The sequence below is a fragment of the Jannaschia rubra genome (assembly GCF_001403735.1).
Lineage (GTDB): Bacteria > Pseudomonadota > Alphaproteobacteria > Rhodobacterales > Rhodobacteraceae > Jannaschia > Jannaschia rubra.
In genome coordinates this window covers 434933-451612 of sequence record NZ_CXPG01000020.1, presented here as the reverse complement: position 1 = coordinate 451612, position 16680 = coordinate 434933, and the positions used below count along the sequence as shown (strand labels likewise).

11 protein-coding genes and 1 tRNA gene are annotated in these 16680 nt (G+C 71.1%); 8 read left to right on the top strand and 4 right to left on the bottom strand.

Annotated elements, in window-relative coordinates; genetic code table 11:
* Positions 1–75: 75 nt before the first annotated feature.
* The 6 genes from JAN5088_RS11860 to JAN5088_RS11835 are packed head-to-tail and all read left to right on the top strand — an operon-like array spanning position 76 to position 10341.
* Entirely contained in the window at positions 76–1854 is a 1779-nt protein-coding gene (locus JAN5088_RS11860; protein ID WP_082429977.1) for an autotransporter assembly complex protein TamA, read from the top strand.
* Entirely contained in the window at positions 1854–6404 is a 4551-nt protein-coding gene (locus JAN5088_RS11855) for a translocation/assembly module TamB domain-containing protein (protein WP_055683014.1), read from the top strand. The genes JAN5088_RS11860 and JAN5088_RS11855 overlap by 1 nt, the downstream gene beginning before the upstream one ends.
* A complete protein-coding gene (locus JAN5088_RS11850) occupies positions 6404–7048 on the top strand; it encodes a paraquat-inducible protein A (protein WP_055683013.1) in 645 nt (214 codons plus the stop codon). Before JAN5088_RS11855 ends, JAN5088_RS11850 begins: the two co-directional genes overlap by 1 nt.
* Complete coding sequence (locus JAN5088_RS11845) at positions 7006–7662, top strand: paraquat-inducible protein A (protein WP_055683012.1); 657 nt, start codon at positions 7006–7008, stop codon at positions 7660–7662. Before JAN5088_RS11850 ends, JAN5088_RS11845 begins: the two co-directional genes overlap by 43 nt.
* Complete coding sequence (locus JAN5088_RS11840) at positions 7659–9791, top strand: PqiB family protein (protein ID WP_055683011.1); 2133 nt, start codon at positions 7659–7661, stop codon at positions 9789–9791. The genes JAN5088_RS11845 and JAN5088_RS11840 overlap by 4 nt, the downstream gene beginning before the upstream one ends.
* Before the next feature lie 4 nt (positions 9792–9795).
* Complete coding sequence (locus tag JAN5088_RS11835) at positions 9796–10341, top strand: PqiC family protein (protein WP_055683010.1); 546 nt, start codon at positions 9796–9798, stop codon at positions 10339–10341.
* Positions 10342–10576: 235 nt separating this feature from the next.
* Here the strand turns inward: JAN5088_RS11835 and JAN5088_RS11830 are convergent.
* The 4 genes from JAN5088_RS11830 to JAN5088_RS11815 all read right to left on the bottom strand — a co-directional run bounded on the left by JAN5088_RS11830 (position 10577) and on the right by JAN5088_RS11815 (position 14553).
* Positions 10577–10652 (bottom strand) — tRNA-Thr (locus JAN5088_RS11830).
* A gap of 77 nt (positions 10653–10729) precedes the next feature.
* On the bottom strand, positions 10730–12301 hold the full coding sequence (locus JAN5088_RS11825; protein ID WP_074962470.1) for a heme biosynthesis protein HemY: 1572 nt from the start codon (positions 12299–12301) through the stop codon (positions 10730–10732).
* A 9-nt stretch (positions 12302–12310) separates the two neighbouring features.
* Positions 12311–13783, bottom strand: coding sequence for a COG4223 family protein (locus JAN5088_RS11820; RefSeq protein WP_055683009.1), 1473 nt, complete (start codon positions 13781–13783; stop codon positions 12311–12313).
* 83 nt (positions 13784–13866) lie between these two features.
* Positions 13867–14553: a uroporphyrinogen-III synthase gene (locus tag JAN5088_RS11815; protein ID WP_055683008.1), complete on the bottom strand. Its 687-nt coding sequence runs from the start codon at positions 14551–14553 to the stop codon at positions 13867–13869.
* A 98-nt stretch (positions 14554–14651) separates the two neighbouring features.
* On the opposite strand from JAN5088_RS11815, the gene tsaD reads away from it, so the two are divergent.
* Together tsaD and JAN5088_RS11805 are read left to right on the top strand one after the other, a co-directional pair.
* A complete protein-coding gene (gene tsaD / locus JAN5088_RS11810) occupies positions 14652–15731 on the top strand; it encodes a tRNA (adenosine(37)-N6)-threonylcarbamoyltransferase complex transferase subunit TsaD (protein WP_055683007.1) in 1080 nt (359 codons plus the stop codon).
* Positions 15728–16678 (top strand): NAD(P)H-dependent glycerol-3-phosphate dehydrogenase, encoded by a 951-nt coding sequence (locus JAN5088_RS11805; protein WP_055683006.1) that lies wholly within the window; start codon positions 15728–15730, stop codon positions 16676–16678. Before tsaD ends, JAN5088_RS11805 begins: the two co-directional genes overlap by 4 nt.
* Positions 16679–16680: the final 2 nt, after the last annotated feature.

Below are 16680 nucleotides of genomic sequence, written 5' to 3'. Positions count from 1 at the left end.
AACCTGCGAGGATGCGCAGGCATTGCACACCCTGACCGGGCGCAAGTGCCGGCAAGCTAACGGGACGAGACCATCGTGAGATTTGTGACTGCCACCGGGCTTGCCCTGCTGCTGCTTGCGGTGCCCCTTCGGGCTGCGACCGTCAATCTTGCCTTCCCCGAAGACGATGACCTGCGGGACAGCCTGCGGAATGCGTCGCTCGTCGTCGGCGCCGTCGAAGACGGCCAGACCGAGCGGCGCGACCTGGTCGCGGCCGCGCAGGCGGATTACCGCCGATTGCTGGCCGTGTTGTTCGAGGCCGGGCATTTCGGCCCTGTCATCTCGATTCAGGTGGACGGGGTAGAGGCCGCGAACCTGCCGACCATCGGATCGACCGATCCCGTCGGCACCGTCACGATCAGCGTGCAGGAAGGGCCGCGGTTCCTGTTCCGCACCACGCAGATCGCCCCCCTGGCGCCCGGCACGGAACTTCCCGAAGGCTTCGCGACAGGCCAGCCCGCCGGCACGGACATCCTGCGGCGGACCGCACGCACCGGGGTCGAGGCGTGGCGCGCCATCGGCCACGCCAAGGCCGAGATTGCCGGCCAGGACATCGTCGCGGACCACGCAGCCGACGTCCTCGACGCGCGGCTGACGGTCGCCCCCGGGCCGCGGCTCGTCTATGGCAACGTCGCCGTGACGGGCAACGAGGATGTCTACACCCGTCAGATTTCCCGCCTGGCCGACCTGCGGCAGGGCCACGTCTTCGACCCGGAGGAAGTCGCGGAATCCGCCCGCCGCCTGCAACGCACCGGCGCCTTCAGCTCCGTCTCGATCACGGAAGCCGACGATATCGGGCCCGGCGATACCCTGCCCATGACCGTCCAGGTGGTCGAGCGCCTGCCCCGCCGCTTCGGGTTCGGGGCCGAGGTTTCCTCGAACGAGGGGATCTCGACCACCGCCTACTGGCTGCACCGCAACCTGACCGGCTATGCCGACAGCCTGCGGATCGAGGGCGGAGTGAACGACATCGGCGCCGACGAGGGCGGCGCCGACTATGGCATCAACTTCGCCTACAACCGCCCGGCGACCTTCAATCCCGAAACGGACCTCTTCGTGAACGGGGGCGTCGAAAGCCTGGACGAGCCGAAGTTCACCACCGACCGCGCCTATATCGAGGCGGGCGCCCGTCGCATCGTGTCCGACGAGTTCCAGTATTCCTACGGCGTGGGCTACGAATACAGCCGCGACACCGATGCCTTCGGCGAGCGGGAGTTCTCGATCCTTTCGCTGCCCCTGACCGCGACTTACGACCGGCGCGACGACCTTCTGAACCCGGCCGACGGCTACTACGTCGAGGCCGGGCTGCGCCCCTTCGCGGGGTTCCAGACGGGCGGCAGCGGCGCGGTCTTCAGGGGCGACCTGCGCGGCTATCAGGGGTTCGGGGCCGAGAACGGCACCGTCCTGGCCGCCAGGCTGCAACTGGGCAGCGTCGTGGGCCCCGATCTCGACGAAGTGCCGGCGAACACATTGTTTTTCTCGGGCGGCGGCGGCACCGTGCGCGGGCAGGAGTTCCAGTCCCTCGGCGTGACGCTTCCCAGTGGAGAGGTCGTCGGCGGCAAGTCCTTCGCCGGCCTCTCGGCCGAGGTGCGCCAGCAGGTGACCGAGAAGATCGGTGTCGTGGGCTTCGCCGATTTCGGCCTCGTCAGCCCCGACAGCGACTTTTCGGGCGGCGACACGCAGTCGGGCGCGGGCCTCGGCATCCGCTACGACACGGGCATCGGCCCGATCCGCTTCGACGTGGCCTTTCCCGTCTCGGGGCCGGACGATCCGTCCGGCGTGCAGGTCTACATCGGCATAGGGCAGGCATTCTAATGAAGACACGCACGCTTTCCATGGCTCTCGCCCTCGCCCTCCCGCATCCGGCCCTCGCGCAGGACAGCGAGGAGGATCGCGACCGCGGGTTCATCGCCGGCCTGATCGAGGACAACCTGTCGTCGCCGGGCCTGCAGATCCGCATCGACGGGTTCGAAGGGGCGCTGTCGTCCCGCGCTTCCATCGACCTTTTGCAGATCTCCGACGAGGAAGGCGCCTGGCTGCGGATGGAGGACGTGGTCCTCGACTGGAACCGCTCGGCCCTCCTGCGTGGGCGGCTGGAGGTGGAGGAACTCTCCGCCGCGCGCATCGTGGTCGAACGCACGCCCCTGCCGCCCGAGGGGGTGGACCGCCTGCCCGACGCGGGCGCCTCGGGCTTCTCGCTGCCCGAACTCCCGGTCGCGGTCGATATCGAGGCACTCCATGCCGACCGCATCGAACTGGGCGCACCGCTTCTGGGGCAGGATCTCGCCCTGACGCTCGACGCGACGGCGCAACTGGCCGACGGCGCCGGATCGATCAGCATCGAGGCGCAGCGCATCGACGAGACCGCCGGCCGCTACTCCATCCAGGCGTCCTACGGTGGCGAGGGCCAGCCGCTGTCCATCGACCTCGACATCAGCGAACCCGAAGGAGGCGTCGCGGCCACCCTGCTGCAACTGCCGGGCGACCCGGCCATCGACCTGACGGTCAAGGGAAACGGGCCGCTCGACGATTTCTCGGCCGACATCGCGCTGGCCTCCGACGGACAGGACCGGCTGGCCGGGCAGGTCACGCTGACCGGCACGGAGGACGGCCGCCGCTTCGACGTCGATCTGGGCGGCGACGTGACCGAGCTTTTCGCGCCGCGCTACAAGCCCTTCTTCGGCGAGAACGTGCAGCTTGTGGCGCAGGGCCTGCAACGCGACGGCGGCGGCATCGATCTCGACTGGCTGCAGGTGGACACGCAGGCGCTCGACCTCTCGGGCGAAGCGCGGATCGGCGCGGACGGCTGGCCCGAATACATCGACCTGACCGGCAGCATCGCCTCCGACGACGGGACGCCCGTGCTGCTTCCGACCTCCTCCGACGCGCGCATACGTCAGGCCAGCCTTACCGTCCGTCAGGACGCAAGCGTTTCCGACGACTGGCGGTTCGATCTTTCGCTCCAGGACTACGACAGCCCCGCGCTGTCGCTGGAGACCGCCAACCTGACCGCGACGGGCACGCTGGAACGTGCCGACAGCGCCGTCACCGGCGCGACCGCCGCGATCCAGGCGGCGCTCGACGGGCTCGACTTCGCCGACCCCGATCTGGCCCGCGCCGTGGGAGACGCCGTCACGCTCTCCACCGATCTCGCGTGGGACAGGGGCCAGCCGGTGCGGCTCGGCGACCTGTCGCTCGACGGCGCGGGCTACGGGCTCGACGGCAGCGTCACCATCGCCGGTGCCGATCCGGAGCATCCGCTGAACATCGGCATGGACCTCTCCGTCATGGTCGACGACCTTGCCCGCCTTTCCGGCGTCGCGGGCCGCGACCTGTCCGGCTCGGCCGACGCGACGGTGACGGGCGACTTTTCCCCGCTGGCCGGAACGTTCGACCTGACCCTCGGGGCGCGGACCCGGGATCTGGGCCTGGGGATCCCGCAAGCCGACGCGGTGCTGTCGGGCGAGACGACGCTCGCGCTCGAAACCCGGCGGACGGTGGACGGAACCTTCGTCGACGATCTGAACCTCTCCAACGCCCAACTGAGCGTCGAAGGCAGTGCCGCCCTCCTTGCCGAGGAAGCCGCCCAGCGGCAGGACGGACAGACCAGCCGCGCGACCCTGTCGGCCCGTCTGGCCGACGGGACCGCGATCGACCCGCGGCTCGACGGCCCGGTCGACCTGTCGGCGGACCTGACGCAGGATGCGGCAGGCGTCTGGCAGGGCACGGTCGAGGGACGGGCCCCTCAGGGCATCGCCCTCAGCGCCTCCGGCACCCTGACGGGCGAGGCCCCCGATGTGGAGTTCTCGGCCACCGTGCCCGATCTCGAACCCTTCGCGCCGGGCGTTCCGGGCGGTGTCACCCTCGAAGGCCGGGCCTTCGCACGGGATGGCATCTGGTCGCTCGACGCCGACGCCACCGGCCCCTGGAACGCCACCGCCACCGTCGAAGGCCCCGTCACGGGCGAGGCGGCGCGCATCGCCTTCTCGGCCAACCTGCCCGACCTGAGCGGACCCGTCCCCGCCGTCGAGACGATCGAGGCCCTTCGGGGCGCGGTCACGCTCGACGGGACGCTGGCGCAGCAAGACGGCGCCTGGGTGCTGGATACGCGCGCCGAGGCCCCCTCCGGCATCACGCTGCGCGCCGAAGGCCCGGTGACGGGCGAGTCCGCGCAGGTGGAGTTCGCAGGCACCGTGCCCGAGATCTCCGACTTCGTGCCCGCCGTCGAAGGCAGGCTCGATGTCGACGGCCGCGTGGCGAAGACGGCCGACGACTGGATGGCCCAGGTCACGGCACGCGGGCCGTTCGGCGCTGTCGTGACGGCGGAGACCGTGTTGACGGCCTCGCCCCTCGTCGTCGACTTCACCGCCGACGTGCCCGACCTGAGCGAACTTGCCCCCGTGCCCGGCGGCCTGTCGGTCACGGGTCAGGCGGTGCAGACGGACGACGGCTTTCTCATCGACCTGGACGGCACCGGCCCCTATGCGGCCACGGTGGATGCGACGGTCGACCTGACCGGCGACGCGCCGGCGATCGAGGCCAGCGGCCGGATCCCCGAAAGCTCCGCGCTCGCGCCGCAGCTTCGCGGGCCGCTGACCTATGCCGTCACCGCCAGCCAGACCGACGGCCAGTGGCAGGTCGATGCGACGGTCGACGGCGCGCAGGGCCTGTCGGCGGCCGTGGACGGCATTGCCACGGGGCCGGATGCCGCGCTCGATTTCCGCCTGTCGGCCGCTGACGTCTCGCCCTTCGTTCCAGGTCTGAACGGCGCGCTCTCCGCCTCGGGCCGCCTGTTCCAGCAGGACGGACAGTGGGCGGTCGACCTCGACGCTTCCGGCCCTCTCCGTTCAACCCTGACGGCCAGCGGCACGCTGACCGGCCAGGCTCCGCAGGCGCAGTTCACGCTGGCCGTGCCCGACATCGGGCCGCTGACCGGCATCTCCGGGCCGCTGCGCGTTTCGGGCACCGCGCGCGGCCAGGGCGATGCCTATGCCATCGACATCGACCTGCAAGGTCCCTCCGGCACGCAGGCGGCGGTGGACGGCACCATCGGCACCGACGGAACGCTGAACCTGTCGGTCGACGGCTCCGCGCCGCTCGGCCTCGCCAATGCGGCGCTGGCCCCGCGCCGGCTGGCCGGAACCGCGAATTTCGACCTGACGCTGAACGGCCCGCCCTCGCTCGACAGCGTCTCGGGGCGCATCACCACCTCGGGCGCGGCCCTGTCGTTGCCGACGCTGCGCAACGGCCTCGAGGCCATCGACGCCACGGTGACGCTGACCGGGGGTCGGGCCCAGGTGGACCTGAGCGCATCGCCCCAATCCGGGGGGCGCCTGTCCGTCACCGGCCCGGTCACGCTGTCGCCGCCGTTCGACGCCAACCTGGTGGCGGATTTCGACATCACGCTGGAGGATCCGTCGCTTTATACCGCCGACCTCGACGGTCGCGTGACCGTCACCGGCCCGCTCACCGGCGGGGCGACGATCGGCGGGGTCATCAATATCGACGGCGCGGAAATCGCGGTCCCATCCTCCGGCCTGACGGCGGTGGGCGATCTGCCCGAGATCCGGCACCTGAGCACGCCGCGTCCCGTCCAGCGCACGCTCGCCCGCGCGGGCCAGACCGAGGAAGCCCGCGCCGAGGCCGCCCGTGCGGAAAGTGCGGGGCCGGCCTACGGCCTCGACCTCACGATCAACGCGCCGGGCCGCATCTTCGTGCGCGGCCGGGGACTCGACGCCGAACTCGGGGGCACGCTGCGCCTCATGGGAACGACGAAGAACCCGATCACCTCGGGCGGGTTCGAGCTGGTCCGCGGACGCCTCGATATCCTGGAACAGCGGTTCGATCTCGACGAAGGTCGGATCAGCTTTCAGGGCAGCCTCGTGCCCTACATCCGCCTCGTGGCGACGACGCAGACGGACACGATCACCGCATCCATCGTGATCGAAGGGCCGGCGGACGACATCGGCGTGACCTTCGAGTCGGTGCCCGAAGTCCCGCAGGAAGAAGTCGTGGCCCAGATCTTCTTCGGTCGCGGGCTCGACCAGTTGTCGCCGTTGCAGGCCCTGCAACTGGCCAACTCCATCGCGGTCCTCGCCGGACGCAGCAGCGGCGGCCTGCTCGATAACCTGCGCGGCAGTGCGGGGCTCGACGATCTCGACATCACCACGGACGACGACGGGAACGTGGCGCTGAGGGCAGGCAAGTACCTGTCGGACAACGTCTATACGGACGTGCAGGTCGACCAGAACGGCGAGGCTGCGATTTCGCTGAACCTCGACGTCTCGCCGAACCTGACGGTGCGTGGGTCGGCCGGCGCCGCGGGCGGAACGGCGCTCGGCCTGTTCTACGAACGGGACTACTGATGGACGGGGCAGACCCCGCTGCGCTGGAAGACCTGATCTGCTGCCCGGTCTGCGACGCGCTGCATGTGGTGGACGAGATCCCCGACGGCATCCGGCTGCGCTGCGTCCGTTGCCGGACGGTGATCGCCGTCGGCCGGCCGGAGGCCATCCTCCGCATCGTCACGCTGGCCGCCACTTCTCTGGTGCTCATGACCATCGTGATCTTCTACCCGTTCCTGCAACTGCGAAACGGCGTCTTCACCAGCCGGGCCTCGGTCTTCGAGACGGTCATGAGCTTTTCCGAAGGGATCATGGCGCCCCTGTCGATCGCCGTGGCCTTCTTCGTCATCATCCTGCCCGTCGGGCGCCTCGCCGCCATCCTCTGGGCGCTCGGCCCCCTCGCCATCGAGCGCGCGCCCCTGCCCTGCGCCGCCCTCATGCTGCGCCTGTCCGAGACGGTGAAACCCTGGGCCATGGCCGAGATCTTCATGGTCGGCGTGGCCGTGGCGCTGGTCAAGCTGGCCGATCTGGCCACCCTGTCGATGGGACCTGCGTTCTGGTCTTTCGCCGCCATCGTCTTCATAACGGCGCTTCAGGACACGCAGATGAGCAAGCATTCGATATGGACGGCGCTCGACACGGCAGCGAAAAACTCGCCGCGTTGACGGCGCTGGACGCGGGACTGGTGGGATGCCGCCATTGCACTCGCGTCTGGCCCGCCGATACGGAGGTCTGCCCCCGCTGCGGCGGCGGGCTGCAAAGCCGCGACCCCACGTCGCTGCAACGGGTCTGGGCATGGTGGCTGGTGGGCCTGCTGTTCTACATTCCCGCGAACCTCTATCCCATGCTCATTACCCGGACCGTCGGCCTCGCCTCCGACGCCACCATCGTCGGCGGCGTGATCGAGCTCATGCACCACGGGGCCTATGCGGTCGCGGGCATCGTCTTCTTCGCCTCGGTGATGATCCCCGTGGGCAAGTTCATCGCCATCGGCTATCTCGCCGTGATGGTCCGCCGCTCCCGTGGGTATCGCCCGCGCCACATGCTCCACCTGTTCGAGATCGTCGAGTTCATCGGCCGCTGGTCCATGATCGACGTCTTCGTCGTGGCCATCCTGGTCGCGCTGGTGCAATTCAACCTGATCGCGACGATCAACCCCGGCATCGCGGCCGTCTGCTTCGCCCTGTCGGTCGTCTTCACCATGCTTTCGGCGCTCAGCTTCGACAGCCGCCGCATCTGGGACGAGATCGAGATCATATCCGATGAAAGCGCTTCATGACTGACCCCTCCGACCGCCCCGCCACCCCCGTCGCCGAACGGACCGGACGCCGCGGCGGCATGGTCTCGGCCGTCTGGCTCGTGCCGATCGTGGCGATCCTCGTGGCGCTCGCCATCGCCTGGCAATCCTGGTCCGACCGGGGCGTGCTTATATCGGTGGCCTTTCCGGATGCCTCGGGCGTCACGGCGGGGCAGACGACGCTGCGCTATCGCGACGTGACGGTGGGCGTGGTCGAAGACGTGGGCTTCACCGCCGACCTGAGCCAGGTCAACGTCTTCATCCGCGTCAACAACAGCATCGCCCCCTACCTCGACGACGACGCGAGCTTCTGGGTCGTCCAGCCCGAGGTCAGCGCCAGGGGCGTGCAGGGCCTGAACACCATCCTGTCGGGCACCTACATCCAGGGCACCTGGGACAGCACCATGGATGAGGCCAAGACCGCCTTCATCGGCGACGAACGCGCGCCGATCGTCCCCCCGGGCGTGCGCGGAACGGCCATCACGCTCCGGGCCCAGGACAGCTCCCGCCTCGGCTCGGGCGCCCCGATCCTCTATCGCGGGATCGAGGTGGGCGAGGTCGCGGCCCCCCGCCTGACCGCGGACGGCAGCGAAGTGCGCGTCGACGCCTTCATCCGTGCGCCCTACGACCGGCAGCTTTCCACCGCGACCCGCTTCTGGGACGCATCCGGCGTGACGGCCACCCTGGGCGCGGGCGGGGTCGAACTGCGGATCGGCTCCATCGCCTCCATCCTCGAAGGCGGCGTCAACTTCGACACGCTCATCTCCGGGGGCGAGCCGATCCGTCCGGGCCATGTCTACGACATCTACGAGGACGAGACCGCCGCCCGCGCCTCGACGTTCGAGACGCCGGACCGCAAGTCCATCCTCCTGGGCGCTGTCTTCCCCTCTGCGGCCTCGGGGCTGACCGACGGGGCGGCGGTGCGCTACCAGGGCGTGACCGTGGGACGGGTCACGTCCATCACCGGCTTCATCCGTCCCGACGATCCCGACGGGCAGGTGCAGCTTCTGGCCGTCCTGGCGCTGCAGCCCGCGCAGATGGGCCTCGAGATGATGAGCAACGACCTGGACGGCATCGACTTCATCGACGGCCTCGTGGCCGAAGGGATGCGCGCCAAGCTGGTCTCGACGTCGCTTCTCGGGGGCGACCTTGCCATCGAGCTCGTCGACGACCCGGAGGTCGCGGCCGCCCCCGGGCTGGAGATCGGCGTGGCCGCCAACCCGCTCATTCCCACCGTTCCCGCCGACATCCAGGGCCTGACCGCCAGCGCGGAATCCGTGCTGGAACGGATCAACGACCTGCCGATCGAGGAACTGCTGGCCTCCGCCACCAACCTCCTCGACAGCGCGAACCGCATCGCATCCGACGAAGCCACGCGCGAGATCCCCTCCGAGGTGCTGGGTCTCGTCCGCGACGGGCGCGCCATCGTCGCTTCGCCGCAGGTGGCCTCCGTCCTTCTCGACATCGAGACGATCACCGGCGACCTGCGAGACCTGACGCAGACCCTGACCGAAAGCGGGGTCGCCGCAAGCCTCGCGGAGACGATCGAGACGGCGGGCGCCGCGGCCGCGTCCCTGGCCGACGGTACCGCCAACCTGCCCACCCTCGCCGCCTCTGCCGAACGGGTCATGGCCGAGGCCGAGACCCTGGGCGCGAACCTCAACCGCCTGTCCGTCAAGGCCAATGACCTGGCGCTCGACCGGCTCGTCAATTCGACGACGCAGCTCATGACGACCGCCGACGCCTTCCTTTCCTCGGACGAGGCGGACGACGTCCCCGTCGTGCTGGCCCAGACGCTCGAGGAGATGCGCCTGACGCTCGAGACGATCCGCACGGGCGGCACGCTCGACAACCTCAACTCCACCCTGCGGTCCACCGCCTCTGCCGCCGACAGCCTGCGTGTGGCCTCGGGCGACCTTCCCGCCCTCGTCGCGCGCTTCACGGCCTTGGGCGATCAGGCCGGCGGCATGCTCGAAGCCTACGGGCAGGGCAGCCGGATCAACACGGAACTCTATTCCGCCCTTCGCGCCGCGGTCCGGGCGGCCGAAGACGTAAGCTCCCTCTCGCGGACGATCGAACGCAACCCCAACTCCCTCTTGCTCGGACGGTGATGCCATGTCGAAGATGCTGCCCCTTGCCCTTCCCCTTCTGCTCGCCGCCTGCGGCCAGACGCAGTATTTCACGCCGCCGCCCGTGATCACGGACATCCGCGTCAACGTGGCCGCCCAGACGGTGCAGATGAATCGCGTGTCGGTGCCGGAATACGCGCTGAACCAGGAAATCCCGATCCAGCAGCCCGACGGAAGCCTGCTGACGGACACGTCGCGCCTCTGGGCCGACCTGCCCGACCGCGCGATGCAGGGCGCCCTGACCCGTCACCTGAACACGATGACCGACGCCCGCGTGGCCACCGAACCCTGGCCCCTGTCGGGCTTTCCCGAAGCCGAGGTGTCGGTCTTCGTGGACGACATGATAGTCTCCTCGAACAGCCAACTGCGCCTGAACGGAACCTTTGCCGTAAAGTCCGAGGTCGGCCGCGACCGCGTCGGCAACTTCGCCATCACCGTTCCCGTCGCCGACATCGCCAGCTACCCCGCCATCATCGCCGCCCACGAAGCCGCCTGGCTGAGGCTGGCGGAACGGATCGCGCGGGATCTGTAGGACGCCGGGCCGGACGGGATCCCTCTGCGGATACCCGACCCGGCACGACCTTCGATGCGCGGATGGCGCGGGTACTGATCGGGGTCCATTGGCGCCGCTGCAACAGATCGCAGGGGCTGCTTCCGTCAGGGACCGCTGTTCCTCCCGGAACAACAGCCTCCGTCCGTAGCACCGGCACTCTGCCACGCAACGTCAGGACATATGCCCGAAACCGAGGGATCATCCAGATGACAGATGGTGCCGCAGAAGGGACTCGAACCCCCGACCCCCTCATTACGAATGAGGTGCTCTACCAGCTGAGCTACTGCGGCGCCGTGGCGCGTCCCTAGCAGGGGTCCGGGGCCGTTTCCAGCCCCGAAATGCACAGACCGCGCGCGAAATCGCGGGCTCAGCGGCGGGGCAGCGTCACCGGCTCGTCCACGTCGCGGGTCGTGCCCACGACGGCCGGGTTGACGGGGGGCGAGGTCACGACGGGCTCGGGCGGTCCCTCGGCCACCTCCTCCGCGTCCGGAACCTCGGGCTCCGTGACCTGTGGCACGGCCGCGTCATCCGAACCTGCCGCGGCCGGGGCGGGCGGCCCCGCCTGCGGGCCCATGAGCAGCGGCAGCATGTCCGACGTCACCGTCCGCGACGCGGCACCCGTCGGCGGCTCCTTCCAGGTCAGGCTGTCGAAGGCCTCGCAGTTCGTGCAGACCGGGATCCAGTCGCCATGGACCGTGCCGCAGACGTCGCAGACCCACTGCGGCCCCCGCGACGCGCTCAGCGCCTTGGCCAGCCAGCCGCGCACCACCGCTTCCGACGCGCCTTCGCCCCGCTCGATCGCGGCCATCAGGCTGAGCGACCGGGTCGTCGGATGCGTCTCGTAAAGCTGTCCCAGGGCACGCCGCGCGCCGGGGAAATCCTCCGCCGCGAGGTAGAGTTCAGTCTCCAGCATCTTGGTCTCCGGCGCATCCGGCGCGACCTTCAGGAACGGCTGGAACCGCTTGATGCGCGCCTCCGGCGTCTCGTCGGGCTGGATGTCGGCAAAGGCCGCAGCCAGGTCCGGATGCCGCGTTGTCGCGCGTGCGGCCCGCAGCACCTTGGACGCGCGGCGCAACTCGCCCGCCTCGATGTGCATCCGCGCCGCAAGCACTGCGGCCGGGACCAGTTCCGGCGACAGGCGGTTCGCCTCCAGCACCTCGGCGCGGGCCTTTTCGGCGTTGCCCGACGCGAGCTGGTCGCGCGCGTCGGCCAGCGACAGCACCGCCTCGCGCCGTTTGTAGACATCCTTGGGCAGCGCCCCGGATTTCAGCTTGGCCGTCAGGACGCGCCGCGCGCCGTCCCAGTTCTCGTCCTGGGCCTGCAACCGCAGCAGCGTGTCCTGCGTCTCGACGTGCCGAGGCTTCAGGGCAAAGGCCTTCTCGGCCAGCTTCATGGCAGTCGTGGTATCGCCTTCCTCCAGCTTCTGGCGCATCAGGCCGCGCACGCCGACGAAGCGCGTGCGCTCATGCGTGACGAGCGTCTTCCACGCCTCGCGCGCGCGGTCCTTCTCGCCCGCGGCCTCGGCCGCCTGCGCCACGACCAGCGTCGTGACCTCGGGATTCTGCAGGTATTTCTCGGCCTTCTCCGCCTTGGCCGCGGCCTCCCGGGCCTCGCCCGAGGCCAGCGCGATCAGGCTGTCGGACAGCGCGGCATAGCCCTTCCGCTCCCGATGGCGGTCGAAATAGGCGCTGAGCGCGGTGTCGTCGCCGTTGATGAACCGCAGCGTCGCCAGCAGCAGGCCGGCCAGCTTGAACACCACCCAGAGCGTCAGCATCAGCACCAGCACGCCGATCACGACGACGAGCGGGGGCAAAACGTATTCCGACCCGTCGAAGGTCAGGATGACCTCGCCCGAGACGGACAATACCCATTGCACCCCGAAGGCCAGCGCCGCGACCAGCGCCACGAACAGGAGGATCTTGAAAAGCGACCACAGCATCTGAAATCCTCACCCGTCCTGAAGGTAATCGTCGGCGGCCGACAATGCCGCCGCCCGCGTCCGAACACGTTCCATCCATCCCTCGAGGACGGCCTGGGCATCCGGCGGCAATGTCTCGACCTCGGCCAGCGCCGCGTCCAGGTCGCCCGCGCGCACGTCGGCCTCGGCCCGGCTCAGCACGGCGTCCGGATCGTCGCCCTCGCGCGGCTCGAGGCTGCGGGGGTTGAAGGTGTTGCGGAACAGCGACCCCACCCCGGTCGCCTCCTGCGCACGGCGCGCCACGCGCAGGGCATCGCGCGCGAGCGGCGGAAAGGCCTGCGCCAGCGCCGCCTGCGTCTCCACCCCGGTCTCGGCGGGTCCGGCCAGCGCGGCGGGCGCCTCGCCCTCCAGCATGGTCAGCGGCTCGACATAGGGGGCGCCCGATTGCAGCGCGAGCCGGATCTGGTTGCGCGCCGTCTCCTCCGCGCGGGCCTGCGACTGGTCGCGCACGGCGGCGGCATTCGTCCGCGCTTCCTCCAGCCCGGCCTCGACCTCGGACAGACGCGCCCGGACGTCGTCCAGACCGGAGGTGGCCTCCCCCAGATCCGTCTCCAGCGTCGAGACACGCTCGTCCAGCCGGTCCGACAGGTCCGCCACCTGCGACGACAGGTCGTCCAGGGTCGATTCGAGCGGGTCGACCACTGCCTCGGCCGTCGACGTGGCCTCCGCCTCGGTGCGCGGCTCCGGCAGGTCTTCCAGGGCGCCGACGCGATCGGACAATGCATCCAGACGCGACGACAGGTCGGTCTGCCCCTGCTTCAGCGGCGACAGGTCCACCGGCTCCGGCGGCTCGACCGCCTGCAGGGCGGCGACTTCCGCCGTCAACGCGTCGATCCGCGCGGGGTCCAACCCCTCGTCCTGATGCACGACGAAGGCCGAGACGGCATATCCGATGGCGCCCGCCACGAGACCGCCCAAGACCAGAGGCACGAACCCCGGGCCGCGCCGCGCGTCATCCGTCGGCGGAACCGGCGCAGGCAGCGTGCCCGCCGGGCGGTCCGCCTTCGCGTCCTGGCCGGCGGTCGTATTCCCGTTCTCTGGGCGCCCCTCGTCCTGTCGCGGGTCCGGCGGGGGCACATCGTCGGGCAGGTCGGGCTTCCCCTCGACGGTCGCCTCCCCGTCCTCGGCCCGCGCCTCGTCCTGTCGCGGGTCGGGCGGCGGCACGTCGTCGGGCAGGTCGGGCTTCCCCTCGGCGGTCACCTCCCCGTCCTCGGGCCGCGCCTCGTCCTGTCGCGGGTCCGGCGGGGGCACGTCGTCGGGCAGGTCGGGCTTCCCCTCGGCGGTCGCATCCTCGTCCTCGGTCCGCGCCTCGTCCTTTCGCGGGTCGGGCGGGGGCACGTCGTCGGGCAGCGCCCGGTCGGCCGCCTTGTCCTCGGTCAGGTTTCCGGTCTCGGGCGTGCCGGTCTCGTCCGCTGACGTGGATCGTCTGGTTTTGCGCGCCACGGCACCCCTCCCGGCTGGCTGACCCGACGCGACTGCCGCATCAGACCGATAGGAACGATACCTAGACCGTCCCCCCGCGCCCCTCAACCTTCCATCGCAGCCAAATTCGCGAGGATCGCGCGCATCATCGCCTCGCCGTCCGGCCGATCCGCCACCGCAACGGGGGGCACCGGCCCGGCTTCGGCCACGGCGGGGCTCAGCGCGACGAGGCGTACCGACGGCCATGCCTCCGGCGGACAGGCCGCCGCGAACAGCGCCGCGCTGCGGGGGGAGTAGAGCGGCACCAGCACCGGCCCCGCCCGCAGGAGCCCCCGCGCCTCGCTGCTCAGATCAAGCGCGTCCTGCCGGTATAGCACCGCATCCGTCGCCGCGATCCCCCGCTTCCGCAGCGCCGCCGCCAGATCGACCCGAGCCACCGCGCCCCGCAGATGCACCAGCGGCGGCGCATCCTGCGGCACCTGCGGCAGCAGCGTCGCGGCATCGGGCGCCTCCAGCCGCACGTCGAAGCCGGCCCTGCGCGCCATCTCGGCCGTGCGCGGCCCCACGACCCAGGCCGGCAGGCCTCGCGGCCCGTCCAGCGCCCGGAAGGCCGCCACCGCGTTGGCCGAGGTGAGGAGGACGCCCCCCGAGAACTCCGGCAGCGTCCCCTCCGGCACGATCCGCAACAGGGGCGACACGACCACGCGCCCGACGCCCGCCGCACGCAGGGATCCGGCCAGACGCTCGCTGTCGGCTTGCGGGCGGGTCAGCAGGACGGGCAGGTCGGGCATGGCGGGCCTCCGGCGTTGTGACGGGACGGGCCCCGCGCTAGACGGGTCGGCGATGCGCCCCGCTCCCCGCGGGCCGCGACACTGGACCGGGACGCCCCTTGGCACAAGATCTGACCGTTCTGGGGCTCGAAAGCTCCTGCGACGACACGGCGGCGGCCGTGGTGCGGCGCGGGGCGGGCGGGCGCGGCACGATCCTGTCGGACGTGGTGCTGCGGCAGGACGCGCTGCACGCGGCCTTCGGCGGGGTCGTCCCCGAGATTGCCGCCCGCGCCCATGCCGAGAAGATCGACCTCGCTGTCCGTCAGGCCCTTGCCGAAGCGGGCCTCGCCCTGCGCGACTGCGACGCCATCGCCGTGACGGCCGGGCCGGGCCTGATCGGCGGGGTGCTGGCGGGGGTGATGTGCGCCAAGGGGCTGGCCGCGGCATCAGGCCTGCCGCTGATCGGGGTGAACCATCTTGCGGGCCACGCGCTGACGCCGCGGCTGACCGACGGGCTCGCCTTCCCCTACCTGATGCTCCTCGTCTCGGGCGGCCATTGCCAGTTCCTGCGCGTCGAGGGGCCGGATGCCTTCACCCGCCTCGGCGGCACCATCGACGACGCCCCGGGCGAGGCCTTCGACAAGGTCGCCCGCCTTCTGGCCCTGCCGCAGCCCGGCGGCCCCGCGGTCGAAGCCTGCGCGATGACGGCCGAGGCCCCCCTGCGCCTGCCCCGCCCGCTCCTTGACCGGCCGGGCTGCGACATGTCGTTCTCGGGCCTGAAGACCGCCGTTTTGCGCGCTCGCGATGCGGCGGTGTCGAACCACGGCGGCCTGCCGCGCGCCGTCCGCGCGAACATCTGCGCCGGGTTCCAGGACGCCGTGCGCGACGTCCTGGCCGAGAAATCCCGCCGTGCGCTGGCACGGGCGCCCGTCACCGCCTTCGCCGTCGCGGGCGGGGTGGCGGCGAACGGCGTCCTGCGCGCGGCACTGCGCGACGTGGCCCGGGCGGCGGGCGTGCCTTTCGTGGCACCCCCCCTGGCGCTTTGCACCGACAATGCCGCGATGATCGCCTGGGCGGGGGCGGAAAGGCTCGTGCTGGGCCACCGCGACGACCTGACCCTGGCTGCCCGCCCGCGGTGGCCGCTCGACGAGGGCGCGACGCCGATGCTGGGGTCGGGCAAGCGCGGGGCCAAGGCGTGATCGGCGTCGTGGGTGCCGGTGCCTTCGGGACGGCCCTGGCCGTCACGCTGGCCCGCGCGGGTCGGCAGGTGCGGCTCTGGGGGCGCGACGCGGGGACGATGGCGGCGGCCCGCGGCACCCGCACCCTGCCGCGCCTGCCCGGCGTGATTCTTCCGGCCGGCATCCACCCCACCGCCGACCCCGCCGACCTGCGCGAGTGCGACACGCTGCTGCTGGCGATCCCGATGCAGAGGCTGGGCGCCACGCTGCCCACTCTCGGCCTGACCCCGCGCCATGCGGTCGCGGCCTGCAAGGGGGTCGACCTGACCACCCTGCAAGGACCCACCGCCATCCTGCGCGCGGCGCTTCCCGGTGCCGTTCCCGCCATCCTCTCGGGGCCCAGCTTCGCCACCGACATCGCGCGCGGCCTGCCCACCGCCCTCTCGCTCGGGTGCATCGACGAAGCGGCGGGTGCCGCGCTCCAGACCCTCCTCTCCACACCGACGCTGCGCCTCTACCGCACCACGGACGTGGCGGGCGTCGAACTCGGCGGCGCGCTGAAGAACGTCGTCGCCATCGCCTGCGGCGCGGCCATCGGCGCGGGCCTGGGCGATTCGGCCCGCGCGGCCCTGATGACGCGGGGCATGGCCGAGATGATGCGCCTCGCCACCGCCATGGGCGCCCGGCGCGAGACGCTGATGGGCCTTTCGGGGCTGGGCGACCTCGCGCTGACCTGCGCGTCGCCGCAGTCGCGCAACTTCGCCCTGGGGCATGCGATCGGCCACGGCGACGCCCCGCCCGACGCCACGACCGAAGGCACCGCCACCGCCACGGCCGCCCTGCGGCTGGCGGAAACCCACGGCGTCGACATGCCCGTCACCCAAGCCACGGCGGCCCTTGTCGCCGGGCGCGTCACGGTCAAGGATGCGATGAAGGCCCTTCTGGACCGTGACCTGACCGAGGAATGACC

Bases quoted from the DNA above. Each gene is read 5' to 3' on its own strand.
- JAN5088_RS11855 (WP_055683014.1), top strand. From the start codon at position 1,854: ATGAAGACACGCACGCTTTCCATGGCTCTCGCCCTCGCCCTCCCGCAT.
- JAN5088_RS11850 (WP_055683013.1), top strand. From the start codon at position 6,404: ATGGACGGGGCAGACCCCGCTGCGCTGGAAGACCTGATCTGCTGCCCG.
- JAN5088_RS11845 (WP_055683012.1), top strand. From the start codon at position 7,006: ATGGACGGCGCTCGACACGGCAGCGAAAAACTCGCCGCGTTGACGGCG.
- JAN5088_RS11840 (WP_055683011.1), top strand. From the start codon at position 7,659: ATGACTGACCCCTCCGACCGCCCCGCCACCCCCGTCGCCGAACGGACC.
- JAN5088_RS11835 (WP_055683010.1), top strand. From the start codon at position 9,796: ATGTCGAAGATGCTGCCCCTTGCCCTTCCCCTTCTGCTCGCCGCCTGC.
- JAN5088_RS11825 (WP_074962470.1), bottom strand. From the start codon at position 12,301: ATGCTGTGGTCGCTTTTCAAGATCCTCCTGTTCGTGGCGCTGGTCGCG.
- JAN5088_RS11815 (WP_055683008.1), bottom strand. From the start codon at position 14,553: ATGCCCGACCTGCCCGTCCTGCTGACCCGCCCGCAAGCCGACAGCGAG.